At 56.8% G+C, this 17,500-nt stretch carries 17 protein-coding genes; 5 read left to right on the top strand and 12 right to left on the bottom strand.

The annotated features are described in order from the left end of the window. Positions 1–98: 98 nt before the first annotated feature. Positions 99–488, top strand: a complete 390-nt coding sequence (gene panM / locus WM95_RS01535) for an aspartate 1-decarboxylase autocleavage activator PanM (protein WP_023310021.1) — start codon at positions 99–101, stop codon at positions 486–488. Positions 489–578: 90 nt separating this feature from the next. Here panM and livJ read toward each other — a convergent pair whose 3' ends face one another. From livJ to ftsY, 6 genes are all read right to left on the bottom strand, one after another. Then, a complete protein-coding gene (gene livJ / locus WM95_RS01530; RefSeq protein WP_021242735.1) occupies positions 579–1,679 on the bottom strand; it encodes a branched chain amino acid ABC transporter substrate-binding protein LivJ in 1,101 nt (366 codons plus the stop codon). 197 nt (positions 1,680–1,876) lie between these two features. Continuing rightward, on the bottom strand, positions 1,877–3,142 hold the full coding sequence (locus WM95_RS01525; RefSeq protein WP_063408490.1) for a 4-aminobutyrate--2-oxoglutarate transaminase: 1,266 nt from the start codon (positions 3,140–3,142) through the stop codon (positions 1,877–1,879). Positions 3,143–3,278: 136 nt separating this feature from the next. Beyond that, complete coding sequence (gene rpoH / locus WM95_RS01520) at positions 3,279–4,136, bottom strand: RNA polymerase sigma factor RpoH (RefSeq protein WP_023310018.1); 858 nt, start codon at positions 4,134–4,136, stop codon at positions 3,279–3,281. Between the two features lie 251 nt (positions 4,137–4,387). Beyond that, positions 4,388–5,443 (bottom strand): permease-like cell division protein FtsX, encoded by a 1,056-nt coding sequence (ftsX, locus tag WM95_RS01515; RefSeq protein ID WP_063408491.1) that lies wholly within the window; start codon positions 5,441–5,443, stop codon positions 4,388–4,390. Continuing rightward, positions 5,430–6,101, bottom strand: coding sequence for a cell division ATP-binding protein FtsE (gene ftsE / locus WM95_RS01510; RefSeq protein ID WP_023310016.1), 672 nt, complete (start codon positions 6,099–6,101; stop codon positions 5,430–5,432). Before ftsE ends, ftsX begins: the two co-directional genes overlap by 14 nt. Positions 6,102–6,103: 2 nt before the next feature. After that, positions 6,104–7,564, bottom strand: a complete 1,461-nt coding sequence (gene ftsY / locus WM95_RS01505) for a signal recognition particle-docking protein FtsY (RefSeq protein ID WP_045355222.1) — start codon at positions 7,562–7,564, stop codon at positions 6,104–6,106. Positions 7,565–7,691: 127 nt separating this feature from the next. Here ftsY and rsmD point away from each other — a divergent pair, with 127 nt between their 5' ends. Together rsmD and WM95_RS01495 are read left to right on the top strand one after the other, a co-directional pair. Beyond that, the gene (gene rsmD / locus WM95_RS01500) at positions 7,692–8,294 is read left to right on the top strand and encodes a 16S rRNA (guanine(966)-N(2))-methyltransferase (protein ID WP_023310014.1); all 603 of its coding nucleotides are present in this window, start codon (positions 7,692–7,694) and stop codon (positions 8,292–8,294) included. Further along, entirely contained in the window at positions 8,278–8,559 is a 282-nt protein-coding gene (locus tag WM95_RS01495) for a DUF1145 family protein (RefSeq protein WP_010436509.1), read from the top strand. Before rsmD ends, WM95_RS01495 begins: the two co-directional genes overlap by 17 nt. 64 nt (positions 8,560–8,623) lie before the next feature. Here WM95_RS01495 and WM95_RS01490 read toward each other — a convergent pair whose 3' ends face one another. Then, the gene (locus tag WM95_RS01490; protein ID WP_045355221.1) at positions 8,624–8,983 is read right to left on the bottom strand and encodes a DUF2500 domain-containing protein; all 360 of its coding nucleotides are present in this window, start codon (positions 8,981–8,983) and stop codon (positions 8,624–8,626) included. A gap of 129 nt (positions 8,984–9,112) precedes the next feature. On the opposite strand from WM95_RS01490, the gene WM95_RS01485 reads away from it, so the two are divergent. Continuing rightward, positions 9,113–9,739, top strand: coding sequence for a lysoplasmalogenase (locus WM95_RS01485; protein WP_023310011.1), 627 nt, complete (start codon positions 9,113–9,115; stop codon positions 9,737–9,739). A 76-nt stretch (positions 9,740–9,815) separates the two neighbouring features. Beyond that, entirely contained in the window at positions 9,816–11,987 is a 2,172-nt protein-coding gene (gene zntA / locus WM95_RS01480) for a Zn(II)/Cd(II)/Pb(II) translocating P-type ATPase ZntA (protein ID WP_063408493.1), read from the top strand. Positions 11,988–12,074: 87 nt separating this feature from the next. Here zntA and ubiA read toward each other — a convergent pair whose 3' ends face one another. From ubiA to malK, 5 genes are all read right to left on the bottom strand, one after another. Beyond that, on the bottom strand, positions 12,075–12,944 hold the full coding sequence (gene ubiA, locus WM95_RS01475; protein ID WP_023310009.1) for a 4-hydroxybenzoate octaprenyltransferase: 870 nt from the start codon (positions 12,942–12,944) through the stop codon (positions 12,075–12,077). A 12-nt stretch (positions 12,945–12,956) separates the two neighbouring features. Beyond that, complete coding sequence (ubiC, locus tag WM95_RS01470; protein WP_023310008.1) at positions 12,957–13,454, bottom strand: chorismate lyase; 498 nt, start codon at positions 13,452–13,454, stop codon at positions 12,957–12,959. Positions 13,455–13,634: 180 nt separating this feature from the next. Further along, entirely contained in the window at positions 13,635–14,588 is a 954-nt protein-coding gene (gene malM, locus WM95_RS01465; protein ID WP_045355218.1) for a maltose operon protein MalM, read from the bottom strand. 114 nt (positions 14,589–14,702) lie between these two features. Next, complete coding sequence (locus WM95_RS01460) at positions 14,703–16,013, bottom strand: maltoporin (protein ID WP_023310006.1); 1,311 nt, start codon at positions 16,011–16,013, stop codon at positions 14,703–14,705. A 71-nt stretch (positions 16,014–16,084) separates the two neighbouring features. Beyond that, positions 16,085–17,194, bottom strand: coding sequence for a maltose/maltodextrin ABC transporter ATP-binding protein MalK (malK, locus tag WM95_RS01455; RefSeq protein WP_023310005.1), 1,110 nt, complete (start codon positions 17,192–17,194; stop codon positions 16,085–16,087). Positions 17,195–17,500: the final 306 nt, after the last annotated feature.

Here is a 17,500-nt window from a genome sequence, read left to right as displayed (position 1 = left end):
AAACTAATCACCTGGTTAATGAGAATAAAAAGAGGAAGCCGCTGAGTGAATAAATTGAGTACACTGCCCCTACTCAATCTGATTTGGACAAGTGGCTAATGAAACTGACTATCGTGCGTCTGGTGACCTTTAGCGACCAGGATCATATCGACCTGGGCAAGATCTGGCCGGAATATTCCCCTTCGTCGCTGCGCGTTGATGAGACCCACCGCATTTATGCCGCGCGTTTTAACGAACGCCTGCTGGCTGCGGTTCGCGTAACCCTGAGCGGTACAGAAGGGGCGCTGGACTCGCTGCGCGTGCGTGACGTCACCCGTCGTCGCGGTGTGGGACAGTATTTAATTGAAGAAGTGATCCGCGAAAACCCGAGCGTGACCTCATGGTGGATGGCTGACGTGGGCGTGGAAGACCGCGGCGTGATGGCGGCGTTTATGCAGGCGTTAGGGTTTACGGCGCAGGAGAGCGGTTGGGAGAAGCGCCAGGGCTGATTTGTGCTGCCTGATGCCCTCACCCCGGCCCTCTTCCACGGGGAGAGGGAGAAAACATTAAAAAAGGCAACTTACGTTGCCTTTTTGCTTTTATTTTGCGTCTGTCGCCGTGCCGTTAGCATGCCAGTCAAACACGCCGAACTCAAAGCCCTTCAGGTCGCCCTTCGTGTCCCAGGAGAGTGGTCCCATGACGGTCTCGACGGTATTCGCTTTCAGCCAGGTGGCAATCTCAGCCGGATCGGCCGACTGGTTCAGGCCCGCCTGCAGCGACTGCAGCGCCGCGTAGGTGGTCCAGACGAACGCGCCGCTTGGATCCTGTTTCTTCGCCTTGATGGCATCTACGATAGGTTTGTTCGCAGGGACCTGATCGTAGTTCTTAGGTTTGGTCACCAGCAGGCCTTCGGCTGATTCACCCGCAATGTTAGACAGGGAAACGTTCGCCACGCCTTCCGGGCCCATAAACTGGGTTTTCAGGCCCGCGGCGCGCGCCTGGCGCAGGATCTGACCCATTTCCGGGTGGTAGCCACCGTAGTAAACGAAGTCGATATTCTCTTTCTTCAGACGCGCCACCAGGGTGGAGAAGTCTTTCTCACCGGCAGTGATCCCGTCGAAGAACACCACGTCGGCATTCGCTTTCTTGAGGTTATCCTGCACTGAACGCGCCAGACCTTCACCGTACTGCTGCTTGTCATGAACGATAGCAATGCGCTTCGGCTTCACTTTTTCAACGATGTATTTCGCCGCGGTTGGACCCTGGTCAGAGTCCAGACCGGTGGTGCGCAGGGTCAGCTTGTAGCCGCGCGCGGTAAGCTCTGGTGCGGTCGCCGCCGGGGTGATCATCAGAATACCTTCGTCTTCGTAGATGTCAGACGCTGGCTGAGTAGAGGAAGAGCACAGGTGACCGATAACGTATTTGATCCCGTCGTTCACCACTTTGTTCGCGACCGCGACCGCTTGTTTCGGGTCACAGGCATCATCATATTTTACGATCTGCAGTTTTTCGCCTTTGATACCGCCCTTAGCATTAATGTCTGCAACCGCCTGTTCAGCGCCGGTAAATTCCTGGTCGCCGTACTGTGCTACCGGACCGGACATTGCGCCAACCACAGCCACCTTGATGTCTGCCTGTGCCATGGTGCTGAATGCCAACGCGATACATCCTGCCAGTAACGCTTTACCCTTCATGTTCATCCTGAGATTCCCCATTATTATGGTTATTACGATTGTTGTGATGTTGTTGTGCAGCGCTTTATGTCAGTTATAGGTGTGCTGTCCGCGCTTTTTCAGCATACTCTGCTAAAACATACCCGATTTTTATGATTTTGGAATAGCTAATTTGAAATGAATATATGATAAGCCCGGCAGGGATTTTCGCCGGGCATATGGCTTTAACGTGTCAGCGACGCGGAGATAATGTCCAGCGCTTTACGGAATTGCGCTTCAGGAATAGTCAGCGGATACAGGAAACGAATGACGTTGCCGTAGACGCCGCAGCTCAGCAGCAGCAGCCCTTCCTGCAACGCGCGATCCTGCACCTGGCGGGTAAATTCCGGCGAAGGCTGCCCCGTTTGCGGGTCGTTAAACTCCACCGCTACCATCGAGCCCTGCGCGCGAATGTCAGCGATATACGGGCAGCGTTCCTTCGCCTTATTCAGCACTTCCACCAGGTGGTGGCCAAGATGCGCCGAGCGCGTGCAGAGATCCTCTTCATCAATCACGTCGAGCACGGCATGTGCCGCCGCAATCGCCAGCGGGTTTCCGGCGTAGGTACCGCCCAGCCCGCCAGGCGCGGGTGCGTCCATCACTTCCGCACGGCCAGAAACCGCCGAAAGCGGCATCCCGCCCGCCAGGCTTTTCGCCATGGTGATTAGATCGGGCTTCACGCAGTGGTGTTCCATCGAGAACAGCTTGCCGGTACGGGCGAAGCCGCTTTGCACCTCGTCGGCAATCAGCAAAATACCGTGGGTGTCGCACAGGGCGCGCAGCGCCTGCATAAAATCAGCTGGCGCAATGTTGAAACCGCCCTCTCCCTGAACCGGTTCGAGAATAATGGCCGCGACCTGGTCGGGTGCGATATCCGCTTTAAAGATGCGTTCCAGGCTTTTCAACGCTTCCGCCGTGCTGACGCCGTGCAGTTCATTCGGATACTGCGCGTGATACACCGAACCGGGGAACGGGCCAAAGCCGATCTTATACGGCGCAACTTTGCCGGTCAGCGCCATGGTCATAAAGGTGCGGCCGTGGAACGCGCCGCCAAAGGTGATAAGGCCAGGACGCCTAGTGTAAGCCCGGGCAATTTTGACCGCGTTTTCGACCGCCTCCGCCCCCGTGGAGAAGAACGCGGTTTTGGCCGGACCGTCAACGGGCACGCGCTGGTTGATGCGCTCGGCCAGCGCCACATAGCCTTCGTACGGCACAATCTGGTACGCCGTATGGGTAAACGCGTGGAGCTGTTTTTCAATAGCGGAAATGACTTTTGGATGGCGATGGCCGGTATTCAGCACCGCGATCCCGGCGGCGAAGTCGATGTACTCGTTGCCTTCCACGTCCCACACCGTGGCGTTTTCAGCTTTATCAGCATAGAAGCTACACATTACGCCGATGCCGCGCGGCGTCGCCTGTAAACGCCGGTCGTTCAGTTCGTTATTTTTCACCCTGTCCCCCTGAGAAAGTCGCCTGCTTAGCGCATCAGTAAGTGTTTGCCAGGGGGAGGAAATTCGCCAGAGCGGGCGCTAAAAAAACAAAACCCCCAGACTTTCATCCAGGGGTTCTCGGTGTACTTCGCGGAAATTACGCTTCGATAGCGGCGCGAAGTTTTTTCATGGCGTTCTTTTCAAGCTGACGGACACGTTCCGCAGAAACGCCGTAGCGGTCGGCCAGCTCCTGCAGCGTGGACTTGTTGTCTTCGTCCAGCCAGCGGGCGCGGATAATATCCTGGCTACGCTCGTCGAGGCCTTCCATCGCATGGGTCAGCTTGTTCGCGGCCTGATCTTCCCAGTTATCCTCTTCGATGCCGTCAGCAAAGTTCGAGGTTTTATCCTGCAGATACAGAACCGGTGCCATCGGCTGGCTGTCAGATGCGTCGTCGTCGGAGGACATATCAAAGGTCATGTCCTGCGCGGCCATACGGGATTCCATCTCACGCACGTCTTTGCTGGTTACGCCCAGCTCGCGCGCCACCATTTCCACTTCATCCTGGTTGAACCAGCCCAGACGCTGCTTGGCTTTACGCAGGTTGAAGAACAGTTTGCGTTGCGCTTTTGTCGTGGCGACTTTCACGATACGCCAGTTGCGCAGCACGTATTCATGAATTTCTGCTTTGATCCAGTGCACAGCGAAGGAGACGAGTCGCACACCCACTTCCGGGTTAAAGCGACGCACAGCCTTCATCAGGCCGATATTACCTTCCTGAATCAAGTCCGCCTGCGGCAGGCCATAGCCCGCATAGTTACGAGCAATGTGAACAACAAAGCGCAGGTGAGACAGGATCAGCTTTTTCGCTGCTTCCAGATCGCCCTGGTAATGCAGCTTTTCAGCAAGCTCCTTTTCTTCCTCGGCCGTTAACATCGGCCAGGTGTTCGCAGCCCGGATATAAGATTCCAGGTTACCAACAGGGGCTAAAGCTAAAGTTTGCATTTCTTTGGTCATTCATTCCTCTCAATGTTTCTTCTGGTCCTGGTCGTCCCCGTCAGGCAACAACCATGCCAAAGCGTTTGAGCAACGAGATTAGCATTCACTCTTTTATCAGACAGTGATTTTATCCACAAGTTCCAGGTGCAACGGTGAATAAATTACGCACAAATTGTGACATGGAGATAATAACAGGGGAAGCGATAACAGGGACGCTTTCCCTGCAGAGCGAGCATCTCGGTGCAGGGAAAGATTATATCACGCTTTTATTAGTCGGGAGTAAAGTGACGTAAATGTTGAACGGTTGCCAGCCAGGCTGCCACCCACCCAATCATCGAACAAACCAGCAGCAGCAACAGGCACTCATCGAAGCCTAAGCCACTGATATCAAACTTTGTTCCGAAAACCTGCGCCACTTCAGTGACGGCAGACGAAAGCCGCATCACCAAAATTTCTGACAATATCAGTGAAAGAAATGCACCGGAAAAACCGAGCAGTGCACCGCCGTAAAGGAACGGTCGGAGGATGAAACCATCCGTTGCACCAATCAGTTTCTGCACGTTGATGGTATCGCGACGGGCGAAAATGCTCAGGCGCACGCTGTTACCGATGACGAGGAAGACCGCCGCCACCATCAGCACGCCAATCATCGCCGCGACGCGTCCTACCAGCCCGGTCAGGGCAGAGAGACGCGCAAACCAGCTGTCGTCCATGCGCACTTCATCAATGCCCTTAATGCGCGTGATGCGATCGCGCAGGGTGTTAAGCGAATCGGTCCCCTGGAAATCCAGCTTCGGGATCACCACCGCAACGGCGGGCAGCGGGTTCTCTTCGAGCATATCCAGCGCGCCGCCAAAGCCAGACCAGTTACGGAACTCGCCCAGCGCGTCTTCACGTGAGAGATAGTTGACCTTCTCCACGCCCTGCTCGGCCTGGATTTGCCCAACCACCTGCGCCGCGGCGTTATCGTCGAGCGCTTTATCCATATAGACCGTGATCTGCGGAGACGGATAATACTGTGAGGCCGCCTGGTTGACGTTTTTATAGACCATATAGCAGACGCTTGGCAGCGTCAGGGAGATGGCGATCACCATCACCGTCAGGAACGTCGCCAGCGGTTTGCTTTTCAGATCCTGCAGCGCGCCGTGGAAAGCGTAGCGCACCTGCTCGTTGAACACGTTGGTTTTACGGGAGGCCGGTTTTGGCGCGGCCTTCTGGCGCTTCGACGCATTACGATTGCCGTCACCACCGCCCTGCGGCTTACGGAAACGGTCAAACCGGTTCCCGAACTGCCGAATCTGGTTTATTGCATCACGCTTGTTCACCGTGGCCTCCGTGCAAATGCCCGTCGCTCAGGGTCAGCATGCGGTACGAACGACGGGAAATGAGCCCGATGTCGTGCGTCGCCATCAATACGGTGACTCCTACGCGGTTAAATTCCTCAAACAGACGCAAAATCCCTTCTGACAGAGCATCGTCCAGGTTACCGGTCGGTTCATCCGCCAGCAGTACGGCAGGCTTGTTCACCACCGCGCGGGCGATGCCCACGCGCTGCTGCTCACCGCCGGAGAGCTGGATCGGGAAGTTCTTCGCTTTGTCCAGCAGCCCGACCTTATCCAGCGCCGCAGAAACGCGACGGCGGATATCGTCATAGCTGGCGCCGGCAATAATCAGCGGAATGGCCACGTTATCGAAAACGGTGCGATCCATCAGCAGGTGGTGATCCTGGAAAATCATGCCGATCTGACGACGCAGGAACGGCACTTCGCGGTTTTTCAGGCGGCTGATCTCATGGCCGCCAAAAAAGATTTTCCCGGCGCTTGGGCGCTCGATCCCACAGATAAGCTTGAGCAGGGTACTTTTCCCCGCGCCGGAATGGCCGGTCAGGAATGCCATCTCGCCCGGCTGCAGGTGGAATGTCACCCCCTGCAGCGCTTGTCTCCCACCGAGATAGGCCTTGCTGACGTGTTCAAAGCGAATCATTGTTAGTCCTCTCGGGCAAATAATGCCTCAATAAAGTCGTCCGCCTTAAACGGACGTAAATCCTCAATACGCTCGCCCACACCAATGTAGCGGATAGGAATGCCGAACTGATCGGCCACGGAGAAGATCACCCCGCCTTTCGCGGTGCCATCCAGCTTGGTCAGCGCGATCCCGGTCAGTCCTACCGCTTCAGTGAACAGCTTCGCCTGGCTGATGGCGTTCTGTCCGGTGCTGGCATCAATGGTCAGCATAATTTCATGCGGCGCGTCTTCGTCCAGCTTCTTCATGACGCGGACGATTTTCTTCAACTCTTCCATCAGGTGCGATTTGTTCTGCAAACGCCCTGCGGTATCGGCAATCAGCACGTCCACGTTGCGCGCCTTCGCCGCCTGGATGGCATCGAAGATCACGGACGCGGAATCCGCGCCGGTATGCTGGGCAATCACCGGAATGTTGTTGCGCTGGCCCCAGACCTGCAGCTGCTCAACCGCTGCCGCGCGGAAGGTATCGCCCGCCGCCAGCATCACCGATTTGCCCTGCTGCTCGAACTGACGCGCCAGCTTGCCGATGGTGGTGGTTTTACCCACGCCGTTCACGCCAACCATCAGAATAACAAATGGCGTTTTGCCTTCAATATTAAGCGGTTCGTCAACTTTTGCGAGAATTTCGCCCATCTCGTCTTTCAGCAGACCGTACAGCGCTTCGGCGTCGCGCAGCTGTTTGCGGCTCGCCCCTTCGGTCAGATTGGCGATGATCTTACGGGTGGTTTCCACGCCGACGTCCGCAATCAGCAGCTGTTCTTCCAGCTCTTCAAAGAGATCGTCGTCGATCTTCTTGCCGCGGAACAGACTGATAAATCCGGAACCTAAGTTTTCTTTGGTTTTGAGCAGGCTGCGCTTCAGGCGCGCGAAGAAACCTTCTTTGGTCGGTTTTTCCTGCTCCTGGACGCTCTCTTCTTCGGCCTGCTCTTCTACCGGCACGACGATGACCGCTTCTTCCGCGGCTTCTGCCGCCAGCGCCTGGGCTTCCAGCTCTTCGTCGGTAAGCTCTGGCTCGAGTGCGGCTTCTTCTTCCACCGCCTCAACAATTTCAACGGTTTCCGCTTCCGCCTGCCACTCTTCGGCAGAAACCTCTTCGGCTTTCACCTCTTCCGGCAGCGGCAGCTCTTCATGTTCGATAACGGCCTGTGGCGCTTCGGTAATGTCCTCAACGATAATCGGTTCTGGCTTCTCGCTCTCCTGAACCTGTTCAGTGACCTCAACCACCTCTTGTGCAAAGGATTCAATCTCTTCTTTGCTGTGCGCCGTTTCTTCCGCTTCGACAACCGCGGCGGTTTCTACAGGCGTTTCAGGCTGCGACTGCTCTTCAACGGCTTGTTGCTCTTCGGTTTTCTGTTCTGTTTCTTGCTCTTTTTCACCGAAGCCCAGCCAGGAAAAGAAGCCACGTTTTTTTTGTTTTGCCATCTGCGACTACACTCCTCGCGGCGCTATATACATGGAAGCTAAAAAAATGATGAAATAGTCTAACACTTTACTTAATTGACATCACCGCCCGCAATCGCAGGCCAATTGTTAACAGAGCTTTCCTGAGATGAAGAAACCCAACCGCGCCCCGGCCGGTCAAATTCGTATTATCGGCGGTCAGTGGCGAGGCCGGAAATTACCGGTGCCGGACAGCCCCGGTTTACGCCCTACTACCGACCGCGTGCGCGAGACGCTGTTTAACTGGTTAGCCCCGTCAATGGTAGACGCCCACTGCCTGGACTGCTTCGCCGGAAGCGGCGCGCTGGGGCTTGAAGCGCTGTCGCGCTATGCCGCCAGCGCCACGCTGCTGGAGATGGAGCGCGGCGTTGCGCAGACGCTGCAGCAAAATCTGGCGACGCTGAAAGCGAGCAACGCCAAAGTCGTGAACACCAACACGCTGAGTTTTCTTGCGCAGAAAGGCACGCCGCATAACGTGGTGTTTGTCGATCCGCCGTTCCGTAAGGGGCTGCTGGAAGAGACGTTATCCCTGCTGGAGCAAAACGGCTGGCTGGCGGATGACGCGCTAATTTACGTTGAAAGCGAAGTGGAAAACGGTTTGCCGCCGGTTCCCGCCCACTGGGATCTGCACCGCGAAAAGGTCGCCGGCCAGGTCGCTTATCGTCTGTATCACCGTCAGGCACAAGGAGGCTCCGATGCCGGTACTGATTAACCTGGGACGTTTGCTGATGCTGGGCGTCTGGGCATTTTTGATTTTAAATCTGGTGCACCCGTTCCCGCGCCCGATGAATATTTTCGTTAACGTCGCGCTGATTTTCACGTCGTTCATGCACGCCCTGCAGATGGTGATGCTGAAAAACGGTCTGCCGAAAGACGGCCCGCAGATGACGGGCTGGCAGCAGCTGCGCGTGTTTATTTTCGGCGTGTTTGAACTGCTGGTGTGGATGAAAAAGTTTAAGGCGCAGGTGAAGAAGTAAGGCGCGGCCTGATGCCCTCACCCTAACCCTCTCCCACAGGGAGAGGGCCGGGGTGAGGGGAAAATTACCGCTCCGGTTCAAACCCTTCAAACCGCGACCCTTTGTAGCTCAACGTCCCTTTCTCCCCCACCGTCAGCTGATGGTACTGCTGCGCCTCCAGGCGGAAGGTTATCTCCAGGCCGCCCGCTTCCGGCCTAAAGCTCGCTTCATAGCGCATTGCTGTGCCCGCAGGCGTCACCTGCTGCTGGCGCGAGCGGCGGTCGTTGAGCGGTTTCTCGCGTTTGTTGGTCACCACCACTCGCTTTTGCATCAGCGGCGCGGCATCGTTATCCACCTTCTCGCGGCGCTGCTGCACGAAACGGAACGAGGCGGCAATGACGATAATCGCCACCACGATAATGAAAAAAAGCGGCATCTTGCTCATTCGACAATCCCATCAGATTTTGCGGAATTCAGGATACCTTGCCTCCCCCGCCATTGCCAAACGCCCGCCCGCGTCACTACACTGGATCAGAAACTGATTATTCAGACTTAACAGATACAGGGAGTTAATATGCTTTGGTCATTTATCGCTGTCTGTTTTTCCGCATGGCTTTATGTCGATGCGTCGTACCGCGGTCCCACCTGGCAGCGCTGGTTGTTTAAACCGGTCACGCTGTTGCTCCTGCTGCTGCTGGCCTGGCAAGCGCCGATGTTCAACGCCGTCAGCTATCTGGTGCTAGCCGGACTGTGTGCATCCCTGATTGGTGATGCCTTAACCCTGCTGCCGCGCCAGCGCCTGCTCTACGCCGTTGGGGCGTTCTTCTTGTCGCATCTGCTCTATACCATCTACTTTGCCAGCCAGATGACGCTCTCCTTCTTCTGGCCGCTGCCGCTGGTGCTGCTGGTGATTGGCGCGCTGCTGATTGCGGTGATCTGGTCACGACTGGAAGAGATGCGTTTGCCGGTCTGTACCTTTATCGCCATGACGCTCGTGATGGTGTGGCTGGCGGGCGAGCTATGGTTCTTCCGTCCGACCGCTCCGGCGATGTCCGCGTTCTTCGGCGCCGCGCTTCTGCTGATCGGGAATATCGTGTGGCTGGGCAGCCACTATCGCCGCCGCTTCCGGGCGGATAACGCGATAGCCTCCGCCTGTTACTTTGCCGGGCATTTCCTGATTGTGCGTTCGCTGTATATCTAAAAAGCGCTTGACTCTGGAGTCGACTCCAGAGTGTATGCTGCGGTTAATGAGAAAATTATCATTGCCGGAGACTGCCATGTCGACTCCAGAAATACCTAAAAAAGTTCCTCAATTCTCGGCACTTAAGCTCAGCCCGGCTCCGTCGAAAGACGACTGCTGCTGCGAAGGCGCGTGCGAAACGCAAGCTCAACCCCTTCCTGAAAGCGGCAACCGCTACAGCTGGGTCGTCAACGGAATGGACTGCGCGGCCTGCGCCCGCAAGGTGGAAAACGCCGTCAAGCAGGTGCCGGGCGTGAGTCACGTTCAGGTGCTGTTCGCCACCGAAAAGCTGCTGGTCAGCGCCGATAACGACGTCAGCAAACAGGTTGAAGCCGCCGTCAGCAAGGCGGGCTATACCCTGCGCAGCGAAACGGCGCCCGTTGAAAAAGCCTCCTCCCTGAAAGAAAACCTGCCGCTCATTACCCTCACCATCATGATGGCCCTGAGCTGGGGTCTGGAGCAGATTAACCATCCGTTCGGCAATCTGGCGTTTATCGCCACCACGCTGGTCGGCCTGTTCCCGATTGCCCGTCAGGCGCTGCGCCTGATGAAAAGCGGCAGCTGGTTTGCAATCGAAACGCTGATGAGCGTGGCGGCAATCGGCGCGCTGTTTATTGGCGCGACGGCAGAAGCGGCGATGGTGCTGCTGCTGTTCTTAATCGGCGAACGTCTTGAGGGCTGGGCGGCGAGCCGGGCGCGTAAAGGGGTCAGCGCGCTGATGGCGCTGAAGCCGGAAACCGCCACTCGCGTGATAAACGGCACGCGTGAAACGGTCGCCATCAATACGCTGCGCCCGGGCGACGTGATTGAGGTGGCCGCAGGGGGGCGTCTGCCCGCAGACGGCGCGCTGCTTGGCGCCACCGCGAGCTTTGATGAAAGCGCCCTGACCGGGGAATCCATTCCGGTAGAGCGTGCCGCGGGTGAAAAAGTGCCTGCTGGCGCCACCAGCGTCGACCGTCTGGTGCAGCTCACCGTGCTTTCCGAACCGGGCGACAGCGCCATCGACCGTATCCTGAAGCTGATTGAAGAGGCCGAAGAGCGCCGCGCGCCGGTCGAACGCTTTATCGATCGCTTCAGCCGAATTTATACCCCTGCCATCATGCTGGTTGCCCTGCTGGTCACCGTCGTCCCGCCGCTGTTACTTGGCGCGCCGTGGGAGGGCTGGATTTATAAAGGGCTGACGCTGCTGCTGATTGGCTGCCCGTGCGCGCTGGTGATTTCCACCCCGGCTGCGATTACCTCAGGTCTTGCGTCGGCGGCGCGTCGCGGGGCGCTGATTAAGGGCGGCGCGGCGCTGGAGCAGCTGAGCCAGGTCCAGCATATCGCCTTCGATAAAACCGGTACGTTAACCGTGGGTAAGCCGCAGGTAACCGGCGTATATCCGCAGGAAATCAGTGAAGATGAGCTGCTGACCCTGGCCGCCGCCGTTGAACAGGGGTCCACTCATCCGCTGGCGCAGGCGATTGTGCGTGAAGCGCAGTCGCGCGGACTGGACATCCCTCCGGCAATCGCCCAGCGGGCGCTGGTCGGGTCAGGGATTGAGGCCATCGTTGACGGTAAAAAGGTGCTGATTGTCGCGGCGGGCAAGTCTTCTAATCCAGAGGTTGAGGCGTTAGAACAGACCGGACAAACCGTCGTGACCGTTATGCAGGACGGCGTCGCGAAAGGGATGCTGGCGCTGCGCGATACCCTGCGCGATGACGCCAAAGAAGCCGTGGCGGCGCTGCACAAGCTGGGCGTGAAGGGCGTTATACTCACCGGTGATAACCCTCGCGCGGCGGCAGCGATTGCCGGTGAGCTGGGGCTGGAGTTTAAAGCCGGACTGTTGCCTGCGGATAAGGTCAGCGCCGTGACGGAGCTGAACGCTCGCGCGCCGCTGGCAATGGTCGGTGACGGGATTAACGATGCCCCGGCGATGAAAGCGTCCACCATCGGTATAGCGATGGGCAGCGGCACCGACGTGGCGCTGGAAACGGCCGACGCGGCATTGACGCACAACCGCCTGACCGGGCTGGCGCAGATGATTAGCCTGGCGCGCGCGACGCGGGCCAACATCCGTCAGAACATCGGCATTGCGCTCGGGCTGAAAGGAATTTTCCTCGTGACGACGCTGCTCGGCATGACCGGATTGTGGCTGGCGGTGCTGGCGGATACCGGGGCAACGGTACTGGTGACGGCGAACGCGCTCCGGCTGCTGCGTCGCCGATAAAAAAAGCCCGGTGGCGCTAGCGCTTACCGGGCCTCCATGTCCTGCTAACTCGTAGGTCGGGTAAGGCGAAGCCGCCACCCGACTTTTTTATAAGAAATAGCTCATCGCCAGGCCTAAAAACAGCACCAGACCAACGTAGTTATTGTTCATAAACGCTTTAAAACAGGCGTCACGTTCACGCCTGGCGATCAACTTCTGCTGATAAGCAAACAGCAGTCCCGCCACCAGCACGGACCAGTAAAACTCCCAGTTCAGCCCGTTCAGGCGACCGATCGCAACCATCAGCGCCAGTACCGCAACCTGCAGGATACCGATAATCAGCTTGTCCTGACGACCAAAGAGGATGGCGGTGGACTTGATGCCAATCTTCAGGTCATCGTCGCGATCTACCATCGCGTATTGCGTGTCATACGCCACGGCCCAGAGAATGTTCGCCAGGAACATCAGCCAGCAGCTGAGCGGTAAGGACTCACTAACCGCCGCAAACGCCATCGGAATCGACCAGCCAAACGCTGCGCCCAGCACCACCTGAGGCAGGTGGGTATAGCGCTTCATAAACGGATAAACCCAGGCTAACGCCAGCGCCGCAACGGAAAGCAGAATGGTCATGGTGTTGAGGGTTAACACCAGCAGGAAAGAGAGCAGCACCAGAACAATGAACAGCACGCGGGCTTCTTTCCCGGTGACCTGCCCGCTGGGTAACGGACGACCGGCAGTACGCTTAACATGACCGTCGAATTTACGATCGGCATAGTCATTCACCACGCAGCCCGCCGCGCGCATCAGCCAGACGCCGGCAACGAACACGGCCAGGATCCACAGCGGCGGCACGCCCGGCGTGGCGAGCCACAGCGCCCACAGGGTCGGCCACAGCAACAGTAACGCGCCAATGGGTTTATCGGTACGCATTAAGCGGTGATACGCCAACAGCTTATTCTGCGTCAGGCTCCACTCCATTTTTTCTTCCTCTTAGTACAACGGTGATGCCGGTAAAAAAAGCTCCGTCAGAATTAACGGTTTACCGCTCAGGCGAAGGCGGGAACGACGCCCCCAGAGTTCGGCATCACGACCAATCTCAATAAAATCCCGGGTAAGCTCAGACGAGGTGAAAAGGTAACGCCCCAGCGGCGTTTTCCCCAGACGTTGCAGCGCCAGCTCTGGCCCGGAAAGGGTGGACTCGGGGACCACCGTCCGCCCGGCAAGCCAAGGCTCACCATCAGCACAGAGTAAAATTTCGCGCAGCCAGTAGCGTGGTTCGTGCGGCAGCAGCGGCAGCTCGCTGGCGATCTCATCACCAGAGACAAACCCTTCCTGAATCAGGGTCACCGTGACCGTTTTACCCTGTTGCTCAAAACGTTTCGTCATGGAATCTTCCAGCAACAACCAGTCCAGCTGCTGCGGTTCAAGCGCAGGTATTTGGTCGAAATAGCGCAGCGCACGCAGTTGCGTTAGCGCAGGGTGTGACATGCCAGACTCTCCGATACATAACGTAATGGCATTGTATCGCAGAAACACGGATTGAGGGGGGCCAAACGTTATTTAACGATCACGATCGCAACATGGGCGCAACAGCCTGGCCGATACGAAAAAAAGTGCGCCCACTCAGGCGCACCAAACTACTAACAAATCAGCACTGTGGGGAAACGGTTACCCCTTGCCTTTTACACTGCTGATAAAGGTGGAACGGGCAGTGGTTGAACCTAAACGTTCGGCTTCATCAAGCAGTTTCAGCGCTTTATCGACATCGCCGCGCTTCACCGCCTGCTTAATGGCGTTGTTGAAGTACTCTTCGGTGTCGTTCAGTACCGGCTCGGCTTTCTTCGCCGGGGCAGGTGCTGCGGTCGCTACCGGTGCGGCTGCCGTGGCAGCTGGCGCGGTATAAACAGGTGCAGCAGTGTTACCTACGGTGACGGGGCCGGTGCCGGAGGAGCCAAACAGCGGGCCGACCAGCACGCTGGACGCATTGTTAGTTGAGACTTTCAGTTTGAGCAGGCCGTCGGTGACGTGGCGCGCTAACGGATCCGGAATATCCGGAACAGAGTTACCCGTTCCTTTGGCGTAGGCTTTTGCCGGATCGATAAGCTTAGTGGTCTGCTGTAGATCTTTTTCAGTCGTGAAAACCAGAACATAAATCTTCTGCTGTCCCAACGCTGGCGTCAGGCGCATTTTTCCTTCCAGACGGTCGGCGCTCATGACGCCAGGCTCCTGGTAGCTAAAGTACTCGCTTGGGAAGAAGGCAGACGGCGTCAGATTCTGATCCAGAATCAGCACGTTCGGTGCAAATACGCTGGTTTGCTTGTTCACTTCGCTGGTCAGCGTCAGGGTTAGCTCACCAATGTTAGCCGGCACGCTGTAGGCGGCAACCGGCCCGGTGATACCCGGTACGTTCAGCTGCTGGCCGCCCGTAGAAAGCTGTGTCGACTGGGTTTTGGATTGATCAACTGGCGTCCACGTCAGCTGCTGGAGGGCCGCCGCCGGGATAGCCGGCGCAGCGCTGGTATTTTGTGGCACGAAATTCACGTCTGCCAGGGAGATGGCCGGAACACAGGCTAACAGCCCCGCAGAGAGGCACAGCGCGACGAGACTTTTCTTCATTTTCATTGTTATTACCTCTGATAGCGTGAGCACTGCGGTGGCCAGGCAATAGCGCGCAGCACCCTAAGGAGAGAGGGGCTTACGCCCCTCTTTTCAGGTCATTACGTCAGGTCTAACGAATTACCACCAGATTTCCATCTGGGCGCCGAAGGTCCATTCATCGTTGTCGCCACGGCTGAAGGTTTTCGCAGAGGTGTCACTGTAAGCCACACCAGAGGTGTAACCCGTGTCGCTGTTGTTTGCGTAACCCCATTTCTCATCCCACTTCGCGTAGGTTGCGAAGACACGGATAGCCGGACGAGACCAGATGCTGTCGCCTGCCTGCCATTGCTGTGCCAGGGTGATTTTGTACTGGCTGTTTTTCTCGTCAGTTCTCTGAGATTTGACGTTGTCGTAGCCCACTTCAAGCAGGGTGCTCATGATTGGCGTCCATTTGAACATCGGACGAACACCCACAGTCCACCACTCGGTACCGTTGTTGTTGTCACGATCGATGTTCTGGTACATACCGACGTACATCAGGTCCCAACGGTCTGCCAGGGTAATTGCACCGTGGTCCAGCACACGCCACATGGAGCCGTCGTTATCAACGCTGCCGCCCTGTGGAATACCTTTACCGTTAGAGGTCATGGAGTCTGTACCGTACTGCAGTACGAACTTGTTGAAGCCCTTCATCATGCTCTGGGTATGTTCAGCAGTGAACAACCAGCCATCTTTAGAAGCGCCTGGCTGCAGGTAGTAGTCGTCAGGAATGTTGGTGTGACCATAGTCAACGCCCAGTTCCAGCGTACCGCCCGGGTTAGTTTCCAGCCCCGCTAAACGCACGTCGAAGACGTCATTTGGTACAACGTTGTCATAAATACGGTCGCCGTTCGCATCACGATCGGCGAAGGTTGCAGAACCGCCTGATTCAGAAGAGCGGGTGGCTGCCAGAGAGAGTTTACCAAAGCCCAGATCGATGTTTTCAATACCGGCACCAGGACCTGAGATGTCCCAGTAGTAGAAGTCGATCATGTGAACGTCATGACGCTGATAGAAACGCTTACCGGCCCAGATGGTGGAGCCTGGCAGCCATTCAATCAGGTTTTTACCCTGCACGTTAGCTTCACGGAAGGCCGGGCTGGTGGATTCCCAGTCGTTCTGCTGAGAAACGGAATACGCTACGTTAGTGTCGAAATAGAAGCTCTTGTCGCCTTCTTTCCACACTTCCTGACCCAGTTTCAATTCCGCATAGGTTTCACATTCGTTACCGAGACGGTATTTACTTTGAGCACCCGTTGCCTGGAAACATTGTTGTTCACCGCCACTCCCGGTCCAGCCAATGCCGGAACGAGCATAACCTTTAAAGTCCACGGCGCCTGCCTGGGCAGACAGGATGCCTGCCGCAACGGCGATTGCCAGAGGGACTTGTTTGCGCAGAGTAATCATCATTCTATCTCCTGAGATCATTGCTTTTCTTTGAACACTTCACCTGTCGGTTTCGTGTCTTCTTTTGGGATTGCTTAAACGCCTGGCTCTTTGTGCAACCGACGACATGCGGTGCCATCCTCACGGAACAGATGGCAACGCTCTGGCGGCAAGCCGATAGCGAATGTGGCACCCTCTTCTACCAACACCACGTCGTTCTGGCGGTAGACCAGGTTCTGACGGATGGCGGGGATCTGGATATGAATCTGTGTTTCGTGACCAAGCTGTTCGACGACCTGAACGTCACCTTCCAGGGTCACATCAGCGATGTGGCTCGGCAGCAGGTGCTCAGGACGAATACCGAGGGACATGTTTGCCCCGACCTGTACGTTGGCGCTGTCGACCGGCAGCCAGACCTGCTGGCGGTTTGGCAGCTCCACCTGTACCTGTTCAATGGCTGTCGCGGTCACTTTGACGGGCAGGAAGTTCATCTTTGGCGAGCCAATAAAGCCCGCAACAAAGCGGTCTGCCGGGTAGTGGTACAGCTCCAGCGGTTTACCCACCTGCGCCACGCGGCCGGCATCCAGCACCACGATTTTGTCGGCGAGGGTCATCGCTTCCACCTGATCGTGGGTGACGTAAATCATCGTGCGGCCAAGACGCTTGTGCAGACGGGAGATTTCAATTCGCATCTGGACGCGCAGGGCGGCATCCAGGTTAGAGAGAGGTTCATCGAGCAGGAACACGCGCGGTTCGGCCACCAGGGTACGGCCAATCGCCACACGCTGACGCTGACCACCGGAAAGCGCTTTTGGTTTACGCTCCAGCAGGTGGGCCAGCTGTAACACTTCCGCCACCTGCGTCACGCGCTGGTTAATGACTTCTTTCTTCGCGCCGGCCAGCTTCAGGCCAAAGGACATATTTTCGGCAACGGAAAGGTGTGGATAGAGTGCATAAGACTGGAACACCATACCGACGCCACGTTCGGCAGGCGGGATGTCGTTCATTCGGGTATCACCAATCAGCAGGTCGCCGCTGGTAATCGTTTCAAGACCGGCAATCATACGCAGCAGAGTAGATTTACCACAGCCTGATGGGCCAACAAACACCACGAATTCGCCTTCGTTGATGTCCAGATTGATGTCTTTCGACACCACAACGTCACCCCAGGCTTTCGTTACATTACGCAGCTGTACGCTCGCCATGCCCTTCTCCCTTCGTTACAACCTGTCACCGACAGAAACATTCAAGATAAGTTCACTATGGGGTATCCATTACTTTCACGAATCCTCCACCCCCCGCCTTTTTTATGGGGGAGGAGGCGGGAGGATGAGGGAGCAGGCTCTGCGACCGCCGCGGGCGGGCTGAGGCAAAATTCGTGAAGCCGCCTGCAAAATTCGGTGGGTTTTTATGTGCGCCAGCACTCATAACTTAAATTTATGTAACGGAGATCACACAAACGGGGGGTGGGGCGTAGGGGTTGGGAGGATGGAAAGAGGATGTCAAATAAG

It is taken from the genome of Enterobacter cloacae complex sp. ECNIH7, assembly GCF_002208095.1.
GTDB classification, from domain to species: Bacteria; Pseudomonadota; Gammaproteobacteria; order Enterobacterales; family Enterobacteriaceae; genus Enterobacter; species Enterobacter cloacae_M.
This window is presented reverse-complemented; position numbering and strand designations above follow the sequence as displayed.